Below are 18439 nucleotides of genomic sequence, written 5' to 3'. Positions count from 1 at the left end.
AACGCTGCTTACTTGACGCCGAGACCGGCGTCGTCGACCTCGTCCTTGCCGTCGGCCTTGAGGACCTTGTTCAGCGGTGCGAGGTCGTAGATGCCGTTCAGGTCGGGCTGCTCCAGCAGTCCGGCCTTGACCGCGTGCTCCGCCTCGGTGTCGAGGGTCGCGGCCAGCGGATCGTCGAGGAAGGCGATCGACTTCCATGCCGGGTCGATCACCTCGGCGGGCAGCGCCTTGCCGGAGAGCTCCTCCAGGGCCTTGTTCGCGGAGGCCTTGGCCTTGTCCGGGTTGGCGTTGATCCACGCGTTGGTCTTCACCGAACCGCGCAGCACGGCCTCGACGACGTCCGGGTGCTCCTTCAGGAAGCTCTGCGACACGATGATGTTCGTGATCACGAACTTCTTGTCGGGCCACAGGTCGGCCTCGTCGAGGAGCACCTTGCCGCCCTCGGCGACCAGCTTGGACGCGGTCGGCTCGGGCACCCAGGCGCCGTCGATCGAGCCCGACTTGTAGGCGTCCGGGGTCACCTTGTTGTCCGTGCGGACGACGGAGACATCGCCCTTGCCGCTCTCGGCGTCGACCTTCCAGCCCTGCTCGGAGATCCAGTTGAGCAGCGCCACGTCCTGGGTGTTGCCGAGCTGCGGGGTGGCGATCTTCTTGCCCTTGACGTCCTTGAGGGACCTGATCTTCTCCGGGTTGACGACGAGCTTCACGCCGCCCGAAGCGGAACCGGAGACGATCCGCAGGTTCTTGCCGGCCGCCTTGGTGTAGCCGTTGATGGCGGGGGAGGGACCGATCCAGCCGATGTCGATGGAGCCGGAGTTCAGCGCCTCGATCTCCGACGGACCGGCGTTGAAGGTCGACGCCTTGATCTTGGTGCCGCCGAGCTCCTTCTGGAACAGGCCCTCCTGGACGCCGACCAGGGCGGTGGCGTGGGTGAGGTTGGGGAAGTAGCCGATCTTCACCTCGTCGACGGAGAGCTTCTTGGCGTCCGCCGCGACCTCGGCCTGCTTGCCGTCGTCGGTTGACTCGGCGCCGTAGCCGCAGGCGGTCAGCAGCAGGGGGAGGGCCGCGATGACGGCGAAGGTGCGAAGGGTGTTGAGCGGTCTTGCGGCAGACACGGAGGTGTCCTCTCGGGGAGAGCGATCAGGAAGGGCGATCAAGGGCTGCGACACGGGCGTTGCGCCCGGCGTCGGCGTGCACCGGCACACCGCTCACCTGCCATCCGGACGGGACAGCAGGGAGCGCAGCGGTGTGGGGGGACGCGTGGGGGGTTTCCGCGGAGAGTCTCAGACGCGGCGACAGATGGCGCTGGACGTGCGCGCGAAGTCGATGTGGCGACGCGAGGTCAGAAGCGGCAGCAACAGGACCGCGTGGTTGCGCGTGCTCATGGCCACCCCACCCCCACGGATTCCTAGTTTTCCTACCTGGTTGATGGGGATCGTGGCAGAAGGTTGCGTCCACCCCAAGGGGTTGTTCACATAGTGGACGCAGCTATCTCACTTATTGGGAAGCGTGAGCTCAGGGCCTGGAGCAAGGCACGGGCAATCGCATCATTCTGCTGAAAGGCGGGCGTATTGGTGCGAGGTCGGGCGAAGGCGGCGACGGCTCGGCTGTTGGTCGGCGCGCCGAGGGCGATGCGGCGCGGGTGGCCGCCGCCCAGGGACGGGTCGATGACGTGGCCGTCCGCGGGGGAGACGGCGAGCAGACCGGAGCGGTGGGTGTGGGTGGGGTCGGCGATGACCTCCTCGGTCAGGGCGCCGGTCCGGCGCAGGTCACGCAGGAGCGGGTCCGCCGTGCGTTCGAGCGAGGGGGTGGGCAGATACGCCTCGATCAGGGCGGTGGCGTGGACGACCTGACCGGGGACGGTGGGACTGGTCGCGGTGAAGGTGCCGGTGTCCTCGTCGGTGTCGATTCGGACACCCGCGCCCAGGAAGTGGACGACCCCGGCCCGGGACAGGGCCAGCAGCTGGCGCAGCCGGAAGCCGGGCGGGCCCGAGGCCAGAAAGCTGAAGAACCCGTGCCACCACCCGTCCAGGTCCTCGGCGACGGAGCGCGCCGTCAGCCGTCCGGCGGCGACCAGGCCGGGCAGCTGCCCGTACACGGAGAGCAGTGCGAGGAACGCCCCGAGGTCGGCGCTGAACCCCGGGTCCTCGCGACGGGTCACGTCCTGGTGGATGTGGTCGCGCAGATGTTTCTGGAAGGCCTCGGGCGTGGGAAAGGAACGCCCGTCCAAGGGGTGGTCCAGGGTCTCGAAGTCCAGGCGGTCCGTCGGATCCGGTACGGCCGTCGCGACCAGGGCCTCCATCTCCTCGGCGTACCAGTCCAGACGGTCGTACGCCGCCACGAAGTCCGGCCAGGACAGGGCCGTGCGCTCGGGATGGGCATGGAAGAGCTCGTGGTAGTGGCCGAAGCCGATCTCCTTGGCCATCAGCGGCCACACGTCGCGCCGCAGGTCCAGCGGGCGCTCCTCGGCGAGCAGCGCGTCGACCTGGGCCGGCCCGAAGTGGCGCGGCAACGGCGGCCGCGGTCCCCGGAGCCGGTAGCGCGTCTTGGAGTGGTACGGCACCCCGCGCCGCGATCCGACGTGCAGCACGGGCTCACGGCCGGACGGGAGGTAGGCGAGGGAGCCGTCGGCCTCGGTGCGGAAGGTGCCGCCGCGGCCCTCGGCCGACAGGGACATCAGATCGATGAAGGCGAGCCCGAAGCCGCGCAGGATGACGTCCTCGCCGGGCCGCAGGGCGGACAGGTCGGAGTCGGCGGAGAACTCCGGCGGGAGATGGAACCGGTCGTGGCGGCGGGCGAAGCCGGCGTGCGCACGGTGCTCGGCGGCCGGTGTGGAGCCGAGGTGCCCCTGCGCCAGGACCACCAGATCGGCGCTGAGCGGGGTGGCACGGCCGGCCAGGTGCACCTGCTGCGGGCCGTCCGGGGGCCCGGTGACGGAGGTCGCCGTGGTGGGGTGCCACTCGACCGTGACGGTGGGCGGCAGCTGGTCCAGCGCCCTGCGGAACACCCAGTCCAGATAGGCGCTCTGTGCCCGGCGGGTGGGGAAGTCGGCACCGCTGAGCACACGCAGCTCGGCGAGCACCTCCGGGTCGGCGGGCTCGGCGGTCGGGGTGTGCAGCGGCCCCCGGCCGGAGAACGGGGCCGCCCATTCGGCGAGCGAGGGTCCGGACCGTATCGGACCTTCGATGGTGGACGACTCGTCGGTGAACATGGTGACGTCCTCGGCCATGGAGTTCATCCGCAGCAGCGCTGACTGCTCGCGGCGCCAGACGCGTCCCGGTCCCGGCGGATGCGGGTCGACCAGGTGGATGCGCAACTCTCTTGCGCCGTCCCACAGTTCGGGAGCATTGGCCGCGATGCGCTCCAGGAGGCCCGTGGCGCGCGGACCCGCGCCGACGACGACCAGGACGGCCCTGGCAGGGCTGCCGCTCATCGGTCACCGCCGGTCACCGGGCGGGCGTCGGCGGCCGTCGCGGCGCGCAGCCGGAGGCGTACGGCGGTCAGATGGCCGCGCAGCCGCTGGAGCGGGGTGGGCGGCAGGGTGCGGGAGTCCCCGCGGGCGTAGTACCGCTCGACGTAGAACTGGCCCGCGCCGAGCACCGTGGTGACCGCGATGTACCACAGGGTGGCGACCATCAGCAGCGGGATGATCTGGTAGGTCTGGTTGTAGATCAACTGCACTGAGTACAGCAGGTCGTGCACGGCCAGCACGCTGACGATGCTGGTGCCCTTCAGGGTGCCGATCAGCATGTTCCCGGCCGTCGGCACGATCGAGCGCATCGCCTGCGGCACGACGATCCGGCGCAGGGTGCGGCGTCTGCTCAGCCCGAGCGCCTGGGCGGCCTCGGTCTGACCGGAGTCCACGGAGAGGATGCCGCCGCGTACGACCTCGGCGGCGTAGGCGGTCTCGTGGAGGGTCAGGCCGATGACCGCGGTGAGGGTCGGACCGAGCAGGTTGACCGTCTTCACGGTGAGGAACTGCGGGCCGAACGGGATGCCGAGGCCGAGCGTCGGATACAGCGCGCCGATGTTGAACCAGAACAGCAGCTGCACCAGCAGCGGGGTGGACCGGAAGATCCACACGTATCCCCAACTCAGCGTGCGTAGCACGGGGTTGACGGACAGCCGCATGACCGCGAGCAGGATGCCGAGCACAAAGCCGAGCACCATCACCACGGCGGTCAGCCACAGGGAGAGCAGCAGTCCGTCGAGCACGGCGGACGTGGTGAAGTACCGGCCCACCACGTCCCACTGGAAGGCGTCGTTGCGGACCACGGAACTGAGCACCATCGCGAGGACGAGCAGCGCGACGGCGGCGGCCAGCCAACGGCCGGGGTGCCGGCGCGGCACGATCCGCGGCGGCTCCTCGTCGGTCGCGCCCGGTGGCCGCACGGATTTCGGGGCAGGGGTGGAGGTGACATCGGACGGCGTGACCATGGGGAGGCTCTCCGGGGAGGGGTGGCAGACGTGGGTGACCACCCGAAGGCACTCGTGGGCGCGCGGCGCGGGTACGGTGCGGTCGGGGTTGGGCGTCGTCACGTAGCCGCGTCCCTCAACGCGGCCGGAGGGGCCGCCCCGTGGGGCAGGGCCTGTCCGTCATCGATCGTATGTGCCCACTGCGCGGATGTGTCAACAACCGGTGAGCGGCGCCGGCCGGGGCGGTCCGGCATCCGGGCCCTGCTTGACGGGAAGCACGATGTACTGCTCAATTAATCGCATGAATGCCCAGCAGCGCTTGGTCTCGCGCGGTCACATCGACTTCGGTCGGGTGTGGTCCGCGGCGTGTTGCGCCTGACTCGGCAGCGGGCCGTCTGACCGGCCCTTCCCTCCCTCGGTGACCCCGTCGCGGGCCGAGCTCTCTCTTCGCGCGCGCTGCCGCAGCACTGCCTTCCGTCTTCACCGACGCCCGGCGTCGTCACTCCCGCACCGAAGCCATCGGGCCCCTCGCCTCGCCTGATGCCCCATCACTTCAGCCTGTGCGCACGGCAGTCGAGTCATGCCCGGGCGCGCACCGCACTGCCCGAAAGGTCACCTCCATGCCCGTGGAGTTCCTCGGCATCGCCGCCACCAACGACGGCTCCGAAACCACACCGCGCTCCGGCGCCGCCTTTGACAAGGACTACACGCTCCGGCTGGCCCGGGCGCACGAGGACCACGGCTGGGACCGGGTGCTGTTCGCCTACGGCTCCGGCTCGCCGGACCCCGCACCGGCCGCCGCGTACATCGCGAGCCGACTGGACCGCCTCCAGATCCTGCTCGCGCACCGACCCAACGTCTCCTACCCGACCTTCGCGGCCAAGACCTTCGCCACCCTGGACCGGATCAGCGACGGCAGGCTGACCGTGCACTTCATCACGGGCGGCAACGACCACGAGCAGGGCCGCGAGGGCGACACCCTCACCAAGGACGAGCGCTACGCCCGCACCCTCGAATACATCCGCGTCGTCAAGAAGATCTGGACCACCCACGAGCCCTTCGACCACGAGGGCGAGCACTACTGCTTCCACGACTTCGTCAGCGATGTCTTTCCCGTGCAACAGCCCCGCCCCGGCGTCTCGTTCGGCGGCTCGTCGCCCGCCGCGTACACCGCCGGAGGCGCCGAGGCCGACATCTACTGCCTGTGGGGCGAGCCGCTCGCGAAGACCGCCGAGCAGATCGAGCAGGTGAAGGCCGCCGCGAAGGCCGCGGGCCGCACCGACGTCCCCCGTATCCAGGTCGCCTTCCGCCCGATCATCGCCCCCACCGAGGAACTGGCCTGGGAGAAGGCCCGCAGCACGGTCGGCGCGATCAAGGCCCGCAAGGAGAGGGGGGAGGCGATCACCAAGCACCACAACGGCAGCCCCCGGCCCCAGAACACGGGCTCGCAGCGGCTGCTCGCCATCGCCGAGGCCGGCGAGCGCTACGACCGCGCCCTGTGGACCCCGACGGCCGCCGCGACCGGCGGCGCGGGCAACTCCAACGCCCTGGTCGGCACCCCCGAGACGGTGGCGCAGGCCCTCCTCGACTACTACGACCTCGGCGTCGACATCCTCTCCGCACGCGGCTACGACCTCCTGGGCGACGCCATCGACTTCGGCCGCCATGTGATCCCGATCGTCCGCGAGGAGGTCGCCAAGCGCGACGCCCGGCGGGCCGCACGCGGGTCGGAGACCCTGGCTGCGGTGAACGGATGACCTCCGCACCGGAGTTGACGGTGATCGAGGTACCCGTCTCCGACGCCAGAGTCGAGCCGTTGCTCCGCGAACTCGGCGACGAGTACTCCAGACGCTACGGCAAGGACGCCCACGCCGAACTCGCCCGCTATCCCGACGAGGAGTTCACCGCGCCGTACGGCGGCATCCTGCTCCTGCTCATCGAGGACGGGGAGCCGGTCGCCGGCGGCGCCTTCCGCCGGTACGACGACACCACCGCCGAACTGAAGCGGATCTGGACCCACTCCGCGCACCGCCGGCGCGGCCTCGCCCGGCGTGTGGTCACCGAGCTGGAGCGCGAGGCCGGCGCCCGTGGCTACCGGCGCGTCTACCTGACCACCGGCCCCCGCCGGCCCGAGGCCCGCGCCCTCTACCTGGCCGCCGGCTACGCCGCCCTGTTCGACACCGAGGCCGACCCGGAGACCATCGGGCCGCTGCCCTTCGAGAAGCACCTCGCCGAACCGGACCACACGGGAAAGGCCTCCACCCTGTGAACATCCGCACCATCGGCAGCCGCCTGCGCGGCGCCACCGCTCTCGCGCTGCTGCCCCTGCTCGCGCTGACCGCCTGCGGTTCCGGCGCCACCGACGGCGCGGCGGAGGTCGGCGCCCCGGCCTCCCCCGTGCCGACCGACGACCCGGTCGCCGCCGTACGCAAGGTGGACTCCGCCGCGGCGCTGCTGCCCGCCGACGTGCGCGAGGCGGGCAGGCTGAAGGTCGGCAGTTCGATCGGGTTCCCACCCGGGGCGTACTACCCATGGGGGTCCCCCCGCTCGAGCGAAGCCGAGAGTGGGGGAGGCACGGACAAGGCGCCGGCCGGACAGGACATCGACCTCGCCGACGCCGTGGCGAAGGTCCTCGGCGTGAAGCTGGAGCGCCAGGACGCCTCCTTCGAGACGATCCTGCCCGCCCTCGGCAGCGGCAAGTACGACTTCGGCACCGGCAACTTCGGCGTCACCGCCGAACGCTTGAAGACCATCGACTTCGTCACCTACATCAACGACGGCCAGGGCTTCGCGGTGAAGAAGGGCAGCACCGAGCTGAAGACGAAGGTCACCGACCTCACCCAGCTGTGCGGGCTGACCATCGGCACCGGCGCCGGCACCACCTTCGAAGCGACCCTCACCGCGCAGAAGGGGGTGTGCGCGAAGGCCGGCAAGAAGCCGTACGACGTGAAGGTCTACTCGGAGAACGCGGCCACGCTCACCGCGCTCCAGCAGGGCCGCATCGACGTGATCATGTCGACCATCAACGGCCTGCGTCACCAGGCTGCCCAGCCCGCTTCGCAGACCGCGTTCCTCGGCGAGTTCCATCGCCTCGATGTCGGCTTCGCCTTCAAGAAGGGCTCCCCGCTCACCAAGGCGTTCCAGGCGGCCGTGGACGAGCTGATCAAGGACGGCGCCTACGCCCGGATCCTCAAGAAGTGGGGCACGTCGGCCTCCGCGATCGACGCCTCGCGGATCAACCCGCCCGAGCACACATGAGTGCCGTCATGGTCGACGTCCACGGTGTCCACAAGAGCTTCGGCCCGCTTCAAGTGCTGCGCGGCGTCGACCTGCAGGTGCGTGCGGGCGAGGTGACGGTGATCCTCGGCCCGTCCGGCTCGGGCAAGTCCACGCTGCTGCGCACCATCAACCACCTGGAGAAGGTCGACCGCGGCTGGATCAGCGTCGACGGCGAACTCATCGGCTACCGCCGCTCGGGGGACAAGCTGCACGAGCTGAAGGAGAAGGAGGTCGCCAAGCAGCGCACGAACATCGGGTTCGTCTTCCAGAACTTCCACCTCTTCCCCCATCTGACCGTGCTGGACAACCTCGTCGAGGCGCCCGTCTCCGTGCTGCGCCGCCCCCGGAAGCAGGCGGAGGAGACGGCCCGCAGGCTCCTCGGCAGGGTCGGCCTCGCCGACAAGGCGGACACCGACCCGCGCCGGCTGTCCGGCGGTCAGCAGCAGCGTGTGGCCATCGCCCGTGCCCTCGCCCCCGAACCGAAGGTGCTGCTCTTCGACGAACCCACCTCGGCGCTGGACCCCGAGCTGGTCGGTGAAGTCCTCGACGTCATCAGGGACTTGGCCGGCACAGGCACCACCATGATCGTCGTCACCCATGAGATCGGCTTCGCCCGCGAGGTCGCCGACTCCCTGGTGTTCATGGACGGCGGGATCGTGGTGGAACAGGGGCCGCCCGCGGTCGTTCTGGACAACCCGCGCAAGGAGCGCACCCGCGACTTCCTGTCCAAGGTTCTCTGATGAGGGGCCGCGCCGTGGACCTCCGCCGCGTGGCCGCCGATCCCGCTCCGCCCTGCCCAGCCTCCACACCGATCACGAGGACCCCGCCATGTCCGCACCCGCTGTGCCGCCCTTCCGTCCCCCGGCCCGTATCGACGAGGCCGCCCACGACCGCCGCAGGCTGCGCCAGTGGCTGGCCGGGGAAGCCAGGGCCGACGGGGTCAGCCGCCGTCGGCTGCTCACCCTGCTCGCCGCCACGGCCGCCGCGGCCGTGCTCCCCGCACCGGGTCCGGCCCGCGCGGCCGGCACCCCGATCGTCAAACCGCTGCCGCCCGAGTGGTTCGTCCAGCGCGGCACCAACGCCGAGACCCGCTGGGAGGCTCTGCGCGGAACCGGCCACCACACGCCCAACGAACTGTTCTTCGTGCGCAATCACACCGCCACCCCCGTCCTGGACGCCCACGACTGGCGGCTGCGGCTGTGGGGCAGCGGGCTGCGGGGCGCGCCCGGCGAGGACAGGCCGGTCGAGTTCGGGTACGACGATCTGCGAGCCCTGCCCGCCGTCACCCGGACCGCGTTCGTCGAGTGCGCAGGAAACGGCCGTAGTTACTACACGACCCAGCAGGGCGACACGGTCACCGGCACCGCCTGGACCCTGGGCGCGGTCGGTGTCGCCCGCTGGCGCGGGGTCGGTCTGGCGGACGTGCTGCGCAGGGCGGGGCTGTCCCCGTACGCCGTGGACGTGCAGCCGCGCGGCCTGGACGCCGAGTATGTCAGCGGCGGCGAGAGCCTCGGCAGGGTGCGCCGGCCGTTGCCACTCGCCAAGGCGCTGCACGACGTCGTCCTCGCGTACGAGATGAACGGCGAGCCGCTGCCGCCCGACCACGGGTATCCGGTGCGGGTGCTGGTGCCCTCGTGGGTGGGGATCTCGTCGATCAAGTGGGTGGGCGACATCGAGGTGTCCGCGCAGCCGCTGTTCTCGCCCTGGAACACCACCTTCTACCGGCTGTTCGGGCCCGGCCACCCGCAGGAGGGCAGCGCGCCCCTGACCCGGCAGACGCTCAAGAGCGCCTTCGAGCTGGCCGACGGGGCCACCTTCACCGCGGGGGAGGGCCAGGTGGTGCACGGCCGGTCCTGGTCGGGTGCGGGAGCGATCGCGCGGGTCGACGTCAGCACCGACGGCGGGACGAGCTGGCGCCGGGCCCGGCTGCACGACCGGCCCGCCGCCGACACCTGGACCCGCTGGTCGGTCACCTTCAAGCCCGACACACCCGGCGTCACGCACCTGCTGGCCCGCGCCACCGACACGGCCGGTCGCCGCCAGCCGGACGTCGCCGTACCCAACACGCAGGGCTATCTGTTCGACGCGGTGGTCCGGCATCCGGTAACCGTGACCTGACCGGGCCACCTCACGAAGCCCACGAGATGGGCCGCCACGTCCTCACCGGCGAACTGCCGCAGTTCGCCCGCCACTTCTGAAAGGTCCCTCCCATGGCCACCATCCTCTCCGTCTCCGGCAGTCCGTCCGCCACCTCCCGCACCGCCCGGCTGCTGCGCCACCTGGACGACCGGCTCACCGCGCAGGGGCACGACGTGATCCCGCTCGACGTCCGCACGCTCCCGGCCGACGCCCTGCTGCACGCCGACTTCCGGCACCCGGCGATCATCGAGGCCACCGCCCTGTTCGAGCGCGCCGACGGCATCGTGATCGGCACGCCCGTCTACAAGGCCGCCTACTCCGGCCTGTTGAAGTCGCTGCTCGACCTGCTCCCGCAGTACGCGCTGGCGGGCAAGACCGTGCTCCCGCTGGCCACCGGCGGCACCACCGCCCACGTCCTTGCCATCGACTACGCCCTGCGCCCGGTCCTGAACTCCATGGGACCGGCCCACATCACCCCGGGCTGGTTCACTCTCGACAAGGACATCAGCGTCGGCGACGACGGCAGCCTGGCCGTCGCGCCGGGCCCCGCCGAGGCCCTGGCCCAGGTCACCGACCAGTTCTCGCTCGCGCTCGGCGGCCGTCCGACCCTCCTGGCGGCCACCGGATGAGCACCGCGGCCGTGCCCGACCCGCATCCGACGAGGCCGGACGCCGACTCGAACTCGCCAGACAGGAGTGCGAATCGGCCAGAGCGGACAGTCTTCCCTAGTTTTCCTATCGAATTACTAGGGAAGTGTTGACCCCCGTCGAAGGAGCGAGTGAGGATGACGGCATGACGATCGCCCCTCCGGCCCCGGCCGCTCCGTTCGGCGACCCCGGGCGGGACGCCCTCGTCCCGTCGGCGGACGGGCCGGCCGACTGGCTGCACATCGCCCGCGAACTCGCGGACGACCTCGCCACGGACGCCGCTTCGCGCGAGGAGGCCGGCAAGCCCCCGCTCGACGAGGTGGCGCGGCTGCGCGAGGCGGGTCTGCTGACGCTGCTGGTGCCGGTCGCGCACGGCGGAGCGGGCGCGGACTGGCGTGCCGCCTACGCGGTCGTACGGACCGTCGCCGCGGCCGACGGCGCTGTCGGCCACCTCCTGGGCAGCCACTACTTCCTGTCCCACAGTGCCCGCTTCTTCGCCGCGCCCGACCGCGCCGCCCGTGTCGAGCGGGCGTCCGCGGCGGGCCGGTGGTACTGGGGCGGGGGCATCGCCTCGCAGGAACCGCCGCTCATGCTGACCCCCACGGCGAGCGGCTACCTGCTGGACGGCCACCAGCGGTACGGCTCCGGCGTGGGCGTCGCCGACCGGCTGCTGGTCCGCGCCGCCGTGCCCGGCACCGGCGAACCGCTCGCCGTCCTCGTCGACCCCGCCCACCCCGGCCTGGTGAGCGGCGGGGGAGGCGACACCTTCGGACAGCGACTGGCCGCCGCGGGCGCCGTCGCCTTCGACTCGGTGCCGGTCGCGCGCCCCGACGTACTGGGCTCCCTCTCCTCCGACGACGGAGTCCTGTCCCCCTTCGCCGGCCTCGCCGCGCCCACCGCACGCCTGGTCTCCGCCCAGTTCTGTCTCGGCGTCGCGGAGGGACTGCTCGGTGAAGTCCGCGAGCACGGACGGGCCGTGCAGTCGCCCTGGCATCCGCTCGCACCCCAGCCCTGGCCGGGGAGCCCGCCGCAGGATCCGTACGTGCTCACCGCCTACGGCGAACTCGCCGTCGCCGCCCGTGCCGCGTCCGCCCTCGCCGACCAGGCGGTGGACGCCCTCACCCGCGGCCTGGAGCGGGGCGAGGACCTCGACGACGAGGAGTGCGCGGAGATCGCCGTCCTCGCGAGCGCCGCCGAGGCCGCCGCCTCCCGCGCCGCGCAGGAGATCACCAGCCGTGCCCTGGAGGCCGTCGGCGCGCCCGCCGCGCTCACCCGGCACGGCCTGGACCGCTTCTGGCGCGACACGCGCACCCACACCCTGCGCGAGCCGGTCGCCCACAGGCTCCGCGAGGTCGGGGACTACTTCCTGAACGGCGCGCATCCGCCGTTCAGCCTCCCCTCCTGACCGAGGCGGCTGCCCGGTGAGGGCCGGCGCGGCGGGTGAGGGATAATCTCAGCATGCGGATTTCGGCCAGAGCGGACTATGCGGTGCGAGCGGCGTTGGAGCTGGCCGCGGCAGGAGACGACACCTCACTGAAGGCCGAAGCCATCGCCGAGGCGCAGGGCATCCCGCACAAGTTCCTGGAAGGCATCCTCGGCGATCTGCGCCGGGGCGGGCTCGTGGTCAGCCAGCGCGGCGGCAAGGGCGGCTACCGGCTGGCCCGGCCGGCGGACTCGATCGCCATCGCCGAGGTGATCCGCGTTGCCGACGGCCCCCTGGTCTCGGTGCGCGGCGTCCGCCCGCCCGACCTTTCCTACATCGGCCCCGCGGAGTCCCTGCTGCCGCTGTGGATCGCCGTACGCGCCAACGTCCGCAAGATCCTCGGCGAGGTCACCCTGGCGCAGGTGGCCGCGGCGAAGCTCCCGGACGACGTGCTGAGTCTCGCGGACGAACCCGAGGCATGGACGAACCCCTGACCGCGTGAGGCTCAGCCGGCCGGCTTCTCCCACACCGACACATGCTTGCCGCTCTCGGCGGTGAACGGCTCGCGCGTCCAGTCGCCCCACCGCTCGCGCAGCCGCAGGCCGGCCAGCCGGGCCATCAGGTCCAGTTCGGCAGGCCACACATAGCGGAACGGGATGGACCAGTGCTCGGCACGGCCGCCCACGATCGTCACGTAGTTCGAGCTCATCGCCTGCGTGGCGACGTCGTAGGTGTCGAACGCCCAGCGGGTGTCGCTGATGTGGAACGGTACGGCGCTCTGCCCGGGCGGCAGCAGGCGCAGATCGGGTACGCCCACCTCGACGACGAAGCAGCCGCCCGGCCGCAGATGGGCGGCGGCGTTGCGGAAGCAGTCGACCTGGGCGTCCTGGGTGGTCAGATTGCCGATCGTGTTGAACACGAGGTAGGCGAGCGTGAACTCGCCCGCGACGCGGGTCGTCGCGAAGTCCCCGATCGTCACGCCGACGGTGTCCCCGCCGGGCTTGGCGTGCAGCCGCTCCACCATCGCGCGGGACATGTCGATGCCGTGCACCGGGACCCCGCGGCCGGCCAGCGGCAGTGCGATCCGGCCGGTGCCGACGCCGAGTTCGAGCGCCGGGCCGTCCCCGGCGAGTTCCGCCAGCAGGTCCACCGCCGGGTCCACCACGTCCGCGCGGAACATGTCCGCCGCTGAATCGTCGTAACCGGCCGCGATGTTCTCTCCGAAGTAGCCGTCGTCATCGCTCACGCCGGGACGGTACTGCCGGCCGCCGCGCCGGGGCACCCGAATTTCCGGACGCCCCGGCGCGGCGGGCACTCATGCTCTTACGCGAGCGTGACCTTGACCGGCAGCTTCTTGATGCCGTTGACGAAGTTGGAGCGCACGCGCGGCACTTCACCGGTCAGCCGGATGTCGGCGAGGCGGGGGATCAGCTCCTCGAACATGATGCGGATCTCGGTACGGGCGAGCAGATTGCCCAGGCACAGGTGCGGGCTGCCCTTGCCGAAGGTGACGTGGTCGTTGTCGGCGCGGGTGACGTCGAAGTCGTAGGGGTTGCCGAAGACCTCCTCGTCGCGGTTGCCGGAGGCGAACCACATGACGACCTTGTCGCCCTCCTTGACCCGTTTGCCGCCGAGCTCGACGTCCCGGGTGGCGGTGCGCCGGAAGTGGTAGACGGGGGAGGCCCAGCGCAGGAATTCCTCGACCGCCGCCGGGATCAGCGAGGGGTTCTCCTGCAGGCGTGCCAGCTGCTCGGGGTGCTGGAGCAGGGCCAGCATGGAGTGGGTGATGGTGTGCCGGGTGGTCTCGTTGCCGGCGACCACCAGCAGCAGGAAGTAGTTGTCGAAGTCCTGCGCGGACAGCGGGACACCGTCCCGCGGGACCGTGTTGACCAGCTTCGACACCAGGTCCGAACCGTCGCCACCGCGCCGCTGCCGGGCCAGCTCACGGCCGTACTCGAAGACCTCGACGGACGCGGGGGAGCGGAACGGCAGATCGCGGTACTGTTCGCTCTCCGCGCTGTGCAGCAGCACGTCCGCGTAGTCGGGGTCGGTGTTGCCGATGATGCGGTTGCCCCAGTCGATGAGCTGCTGGTTGTCCTCCGGCGGCACGTCGAGGAGGCGCGCCAGGACATTGATCGGGAAGTCCGCGGAGACATCGGAGACGAAGTCGAACGTGCCCTTGGCGAGCGCCGCGTCCAGTGTCGTCGCGGTCAGACCGCGCAGGAAGTCGGCGTAGCTGTTGATGACGCTCGCCCCGAACTGCCGCTGGATGACGCTGCGCAGCGCGCGGTGCCGTACGCCGTCCATCTCCAGGATGGAGGCCCGCTTCTTGATCTGGTCGTCGTCGACCTCCTCCAGGTTGACGAACCTGGTGGAGGTGAAGGTCTCCGGGTCGCGGTCGACGCGGGCGATGTCGGCGTGCCGGGTGACCGCCCAGAAGCCGGAGTTGGGGGCCTCCTCGGGCTGCCAGTGCACCGGGTCCTCGTGGCGCAGGGTGTGGAACATGCGCCAGGGCGTCACACCGTCCGTGAATTTGTCGAGGTCGGTGAGGTCGACGTCGGCGAGCGGCATGGGCTCGGAGGCGGAAGCGGAAGTCATCGATGGCTCCTGGGTGTCACAAGGTTCTGCTGAGGTCACAGGTGGTAGGCGTACTCGGTGAACTCCCAGTCGGTGACATGCCGTTGGAAGCGTTCGACCTCGTTGCGCTTGTAGGTGAGGTAGGAGGTGGTGAAGTCCTTGCCGAGCAGGTCGGCCAGGTCGGTGTCCGCTTCAAGCGCGTCGAGCGCGGCGGACAGGTCGGTGGGCAGCATCGCGGAGCGCGCGGTGTCGTAGCCGTAGCCCTCCAGCGGGGGCGGCGGCTCCTCGCCGGCCCGGATGCCGAGGAGGGCGGCGGCGAGGGTGGCGGCGACGGCCAGATAGGGATTGGCGCTCGCGTCGCCGAGGCGCAGTTCCAGGCGGGCTCCGGCGCCCCGCTCGGGCGGGATGCGGACCATCGCGCTTCGGTTGTCCGGACCCCAGTCGATCAGCCAGGGCGCGAGGGTGTCCGGGCCGAACCGCTTGTAGGAGTTCACGGTCGGGTTGAGCAGCGCGGCGAGCGCGGGCGCGTGGGCGACGATGCCGGCGATCGCGTGCCGGGCGACGGCCGACAGACCGTGCGCGCCCGCGGGGTCGTCGAAGGCGTTGCGGCCCTCGGCGTCCTCGCAGGACAGATGCAGATGGAAGCCCGAGCCGCCGGCGTCGCCGAACGGCTTGGCCATGAAGGTGGCCAGCAGGCCGTCCCGGCGCGCCAGTTCCTTGACCGCGGCCTTGAAGCGGAAGGAGCGGTCGGCCGCGTCCAGCGCGTCGGAGTGGGTGAGGTTGATCTCGTACTGGCCGCCGTCGAACTCGTGGTTGCCGGTGATCACACCGATGCCCAGGTCACGCAGGTGCCGCAGGGTGCGCAGCAGATGGTTCGAGGGGTCGGCGCGCAGGCCCGCCGTGTAGACGGCGCCGGTCGTCTCGGGGTGCCGTCGCCAGCCGGCGGCGGTCTGCTCCAGCAGGAAGTACTCCAGTTCCGGGCCGACGATCGGACGCAGGCCCTGCTCGGCGCAGCGGGACAGGACCGTGCGCAGCAGGTCGCGCGGTGACTCCGGGGCGGGGGCGCCGGTCGCCGGGTCGGTGACCTCGCCGAGACAGGTGGCGACGCCCGGCTCCCAGGGGAGCGCGATCAGGGTGGACAGGTCGGGGCGCACGGTCACGTCCGGCAGGCCGGCGTCCAGACCGCCCGCGACCGGGACCACGTCGCCCTGCGGGGTGGTGTGGTAGACGGCCCGGCAGAACGCCAGACCGTGCTCGCAGGCCGCCGGCAGATGGTCCACCAGCACATCACGGGCGCGGTCGGTGCCGATGAGGTCGGGATACGTCACCCGGACCACGTCCACACCTTCGGCGGTGAGCCGCTCCATGTGCCGGCGGATGTCTGGTTTGTCGTGAGCGCTCACCGATGTCTCCTCGGGCGGATGGGGAAGGGTGGCGTTGCGGACGACCTGAACGGAGGGTGCGGGAGGGGGAGAGGCGACCCCGGGTCGTCGTTTGAACCCGAACGGTATGGACAGGGTTCGTCGTCCCGCAAGGGGGTGGCCTCAAAAATTTATCCACCTGGACAGGTATTGACCAGGGGGGAGCGGCTTCCTATGTTGTTTGAAGCCAAACGAGTCAGGGGTGCGGCTCTCGCACCCCTTTGGCAAGGGCCCGGCCGCACAGCCGGCCGGGCCCGCATCCCCTTCACTCCGCTCCGACGCCCTCACCTCCAGGAGGACCGGCCATGAAGGTCGTAGTCGACATGAACAAGTGCCAGGACCACGGCCAGTGCGTCTTCGCGGCCCCCGACGTCTTCTCCATGGACGACGACGGACGCCTGGTGTACGTCTCCGACCCCGACGACGCGCTGCGCGACGAGGTCGAGGAAGCCGCCGACGTCTGCCCGCTCCAGGCCATCCGGATCGAGGGCTGAGCTCCATGACCGGACGCGTAGTCGTCGCCGGCGCCTCCATGGGCGGCCTGCGCGCGGCCGAGCAGCTGCGCGCGGCCGGCTGGACCGGCGCGATCACGGTGGTGGGCGACGAGCCACACATGCCCTACAACCGGCCTCCGCTGTCCAAGGAGGTCCTCGCGGGCAAGGCGCCCTTCGAGTCGCTGGCCTTCACTCCGAAGGCGGCCGCCGCCGACGTGGACTGGCGCCTGGGCACCCGGGTCACCGCCGCCCGCCTGGCCGAGCGCACCGTCGCACTCGACGACGGCTCCGAGATCCCGTACGACGGACTGGTCGTCGCCACCGGTATGCGCCCCCGCCGCCTGCGCTGCCCCGGCCCGCTCGCCGGCCGCCACACCGTCCGCACCCTCGGCGACGCCCAAGGACTGCGGGAGGCGTTGAATCGCCCCGATGCCCGCGTGGTCGTGGTCGGCGCCGGGTTCATCGGCTGCGAAGTCGCCGCCACCGCCGTAGGGCTGGGTGTGCGTGACGTGACCGTCGTCGATCCGCTGCCCCTGCCCATGGTCGGGCCGCTCGGCGAGTTGCTCGCGCGGGCTCTGCTGAAGCGGCACGAGGAGCGCGGGGTGAGCTTCGCCCTCGGCACCGGGGTCGCCGGGTTCGCGGGCGAGGAACGTGTCACGGGCGTCGTCCTCTCCGACGGCAGGGTCCTGCCCGCGGACGTGGTCGTCGAGTCGGTGGGCTCGCTCGCCAACACCGAATGGCTGGACGGCAACGGACTCGACCTCACCGACGGTGTCCTCACCGACGAGCAGCTGCGGGTCGGCGGCCGGCCGGAGGTCGTCGCCGTCGGCGACGTGGCCCGCTTCCCCAACGCCCGCTACGACGGCGCCTCCCGGCGCGTCGAGCACTGGTCCATCCCGGCCGACACCGCCAAGCACGCGGCACGAACGCTGGCCGCTCATCTCGCGGGCGGCCGGGCCGACCTGGCTCCCTTCGCCCCCCTGCCCACCTTCTGGAGCGACCAGCACGACTTCCGCCTCCAGTCCTTCGGCGCGCCCGTCCTCGGCCTCGGCGACGTGCGCGTCCTGGACGGCGACCCCGAAGGCGACGTCCTGGTGGGCTACCACGCCGACGACCGGCTGGTCGGCGTCGTCGCGCTCGGCGGCCACAGCGCCGCCATGGGTGCCGCCCGCTACCGCGCCCAGCTGCTGCAACAGCCCGCCCTCACCGCGTAAGGAACCCCGTCATGTCCTCAGTTCGTGGTTACTTCCACCCCAAGACGGCCACCGGCGCCTCCTCGCTGATCCCGTCGCCGCCGTGGCGCTACTCCGGTGATCTGCTGACCGTCGAGTACCGCACGGATCCGGCTCGGGTGCGGGAACTGCTGCCCGAGCCGCTGGAGTTGGCCGACGAGGATCCCGGGGCCGTCGCCCTGATCTGGGCCGACTGGCAGTCGTGCTCGGAATCGGGGGCGGAGCTGCTCGACCCCGTGCTGTCCCAGTACAAGGAGGCCTTCGCGGTCGTCCGGTGCAAGTACCGGGGGACGACCTACTCGCGGTGCGTCCACATCTGGGTCGACAAGGACTTCGCCATCGCGCGCGGGCTGCACCAGGGGTATCCGAAGAAGCTCGGGTCCATCCACCAGACGAGGCCGCATCCGTACGGGCCCGCTCCGCGGATCGAGGCGGGGGCCCGGTTCGGGGCGACGCTGGCCGCCGCGGACCGCCGGCTGGCGCAGGCCGTGGTGACTCTGCGGGAGCCGGCCGAGTCGAACGGGTTCGTGAACGCGCATCCGATGGCTCATCATCGGTGGCTTCCCTCGATCGAGAACGGGAAGGGGCTGGCTCTTGATGAGTTGATCGAGTCGGGGGCGGCGTCCTTCGAAGGAGGCCAACCGTGGGTCGGTGACGCTGAGTTGGAGATTCTTGAAGCGCCTACCGAGGAGCTTGCTCGGCTGGAGGTTCGTGAGCCGATCGCCGCGTATTACCGGCAGGTCGGGGTGGTTTGGGATGGAGGGCGGCTGCTGGAGGCCGGTACGTCCGGAGCGTCTGCCGGGTGAGGTTC

At 71.2% G+C, this 18439-nt stretch carries 18 protein-coding genes; 11 read left to right on the top strand and 7 right to left on the bottom strand.

From position 1 onward, the window contains the following. Positions 1-8 precede the first annotated feature (8 nt). The 4 genes from ACFPQ9_RS02350 to ACFPQ9_RS02335 form a co-directional block, all read right to left on the bottom strand. Positions 9-1115, bottom strand: coding sequence for an aliphatic sulfonate ABC transporter substrate-binding protein (locus ACFPQ9_RS02350; RefSeq protein ID WP_380845656.1), 1107 nt, complete (start codon positions 1113-1115; stop codon positions 9-11). A gap of 168 nt (positions 1116-1283) precedes the next feature. Beyond that, positions 1284-1385 carry a putative leader peptide gene (locus tag ACFPQ9_RS02345; protein WP_380845653.1) on the bottom strand — a complete coding sequence of 34 codons (102 nt, stop codon included), beginning with the start codon at positions 1383-1385 and terminating at the stop codon, positions 1284-1286. A gap of 86 nt (positions 1386-1471) precedes the next feature. Beyond that, positions 1472-3433 carry an FAD/NAD(P)-binding protein gene (locus ACFPQ9_RS02340; protein ID WP_380845650.1) on the bottom strand — a complete coding sequence of 654 codons (1962 nt, stop codon included), beginning with the start codon at positions 3431-3433 and terminating at the stop codon, positions 1472-1474. Then, complete coding sequence (locus ACFPQ9_RS02335) at positions 3430-4437, bottom strand: amino acid ABC transporter permease (RefSeq protein WP_380848346.1); 1008 nt, start codon at positions 4435-4437, stop codon at positions 3430-3432. Before ACFPQ9_RS02335 ends, ACFPQ9_RS02340 begins: the two co-directional genes overlap by 4 nt. A 599-nt stretch (positions 4438-5036) precedes the next feature. Here ACFPQ9_RS02335 and ACFPQ9_RS02330 point away from each other — a divergent pair. From ACFPQ9_RS02330 to ACFPQ9_RS02295, 8 genes are all read left to right on the top strand, one after another. After that, a complete protein-coding gene (locus ACFPQ9_RS02330) occupies positions 5037-6173 on the top strand; it encodes an LLM class flavin-dependent oxidoreductase (RefSeq protein ID WP_380845647.1) in 1137 nt (378 codons plus the stop codon). Next, positions 6170-6685, top strand: a complete 516-nt coding sequence (locus ACFPQ9_RS02325; RefSeq protein WP_380845644.1) for a GNAT family N-acetyltransferase — start codon at positions 6170-6172, stop codon at positions 6683-6685. The genes ACFPQ9_RS02330 and ACFPQ9_RS02325 overlap by 4 nt, the downstream gene beginning before the upstream one ends. After that, positions 6682-7674 (top strand): ABC transporter substrate-binding protein, encoded by a 993-nt coding sequence (locus tag ACFPQ9_RS02320; protein ID WP_380845641.1) that lies wholly within the window; start codon positions 6682-6684, stop codon positions 7672-7674. The genes ACFPQ9_RS02325 and ACFPQ9_RS02320 overlap by 4 nt, the downstream gene beginning before the upstream one ends. Beyond that, a complete protein-coding gene (locus tag ACFPQ9_RS02315; protein ID WP_380845638.1) occupies positions 7671-8435 on the top strand; it encodes an amino acid ABC transporter ATP-binding protein in 765 nt (254 codons plus the stop codon). Before ACFPQ9_RS02320 ends, ACFPQ9_RS02315 begins: the two co-directional genes overlap by 4 nt. An 88-nt stretch (positions 8436-8523) precedes the next feature. Further along, positions 8524-9813 (top strand): sulfite oxidase, encoded by a 1290-nt coding sequence (locus ACFPQ9_RS02310; RefSeq protein ID WP_380845635.1) that lies wholly within the window; start codon positions 8524-8526, stop codon positions 9811-9813. Positions 9814-9905: 92 nt separating this feature from the next. Next, positions 9906-10463, top strand: a complete 558-nt coding sequence (gene ssuE / locus ACFPQ9_RS02305; protein ID WP_380845632.1) for an NADPH-dependent FMN reductase — start codon at positions 9906-9908, stop codon at positions 10461-10463. Between the two features lie 163 nt (positions 10464-10626). Continuing rightward, entirely contained in the window at positions 10627-11886 is a 1260-nt protein-coding gene (locus ACFPQ9_RS02300) for an acyl-CoA dehydrogenase family protein (RefSeq protein WP_380845629.1), read from the top strand. Between the two features lie 53 nt (positions 11887-11939). Beyond that, positions 11940-12398, top strand: a complete 459-nt coding sequence (locus ACFPQ9_RS02295; RefSeq protein ID WP_380845626.1) for an RrF2 family transcriptional regulator — start codon at positions 11940-11942, stop codon at positions 12396-12398. Positions 12399-12409: 11 nt separating this feature from the next. On the opposite strand, the gene ACFPQ9_RS02290 is transcribed toward ACFPQ9_RS02295, so the two are convergent. The 3 genes from ACFPQ9_RS02290 to ACFPQ9_RS02280 form a co-directional block, all read right to left on the bottom strand. Then, positions 12410-13150 (bottom strand): class I SAM-dependent DNA methyltransferase, encoded by a 741-nt coding sequence (locus tag ACFPQ9_RS02290; RefSeq protein ID WP_380845623.1) that lies wholly within the window; start codon positions 13148-13150, stop codon positions 12410-12412. A gap of 77 nt (positions 13151-13227) precedes the next feature. Further along, entirely contained in the window at positions 13228-14502 is a 1275-nt protein-coding gene (locus ACFPQ9_RS02285) for a cytochrome P450 (RefSeq protein ID WP_380845620.1), read from the bottom strand. A 35-nt stretch (positions 14503-14537) separates the two neighbouring features. Continuing rightward, on the bottom strand, positions 14538-15884 hold the full coding sequence (locus ACFPQ9_RS02280; protein WP_380845617.1) for a glutamine synthetase family protein: 1347 nt from the start codon (positions 15882-15884) through the stop codon (positions 14538-14540). 323 nt (positions 15885-16207) lie between these two features. Here ACFPQ9_RS02280 and ACFPQ9_RS02275 point away from each other — a divergent pair, with 323 nt between their 5' ends. Genes ACFPQ9_RS02275 through ACFPQ9_RS02265 form a run of 3 tightly spaced genes read left to right on the top strand, consistent with a single transcriptional unit; the run spans position 16208 to position 18434 of the window. Continuing rightward, positions 16208-16396 carry a ferredoxin gene (locus ACFPQ9_RS02275; protein WP_190075639.1) on the top strand — a complete coding sequence of 63 codons (189 nt, stop codon included), beginning with the start codon at positions 16208-16210 and terminating at the stop codon, positions 16394-16396. 5 nt (positions 16397-16401) lie between these two features. After that, positions 16402-17610 (top strand): NAD(P)/FAD-dependent oxidoreductase, encoded by a 1209-nt coding sequence (locus ACFPQ9_RS02270; protein ID WP_380845613.1) that lies wholly within the window; start codon positions 16402-16404, stop codon positions 17608-17610. Between the two features lie 11 nt (positions 17611-17621). Continuing rightward, positions 17622-18434 (top strand): acetoacetate decarboxylase family protein, encoded by an 813-nt coding sequence (locus ACFPQ9_RS02265; RefSeq protein ID WP_380845610.1) that lies wholly within the window; start codon positions 17622-17624, stop codon positions 18432-18434. Positions 18435-18439: the final 5 nt, after the last annotated feature.

It is taken from the genome of Streptomyces coerulescens (assembly GCF_042657965.1).
Classification (GTDB): domain Bacteria; phylum Actinomycetota; class Actinomycetes; order Streptomycetales; family Streptomycetaceae; genus Streptomyces; species Streptomyces coerulescens.
Note: the sequence above shows the minus strand (reverse complement) of the source record. Positions and strands in the feature narration are given on the sequence as shown.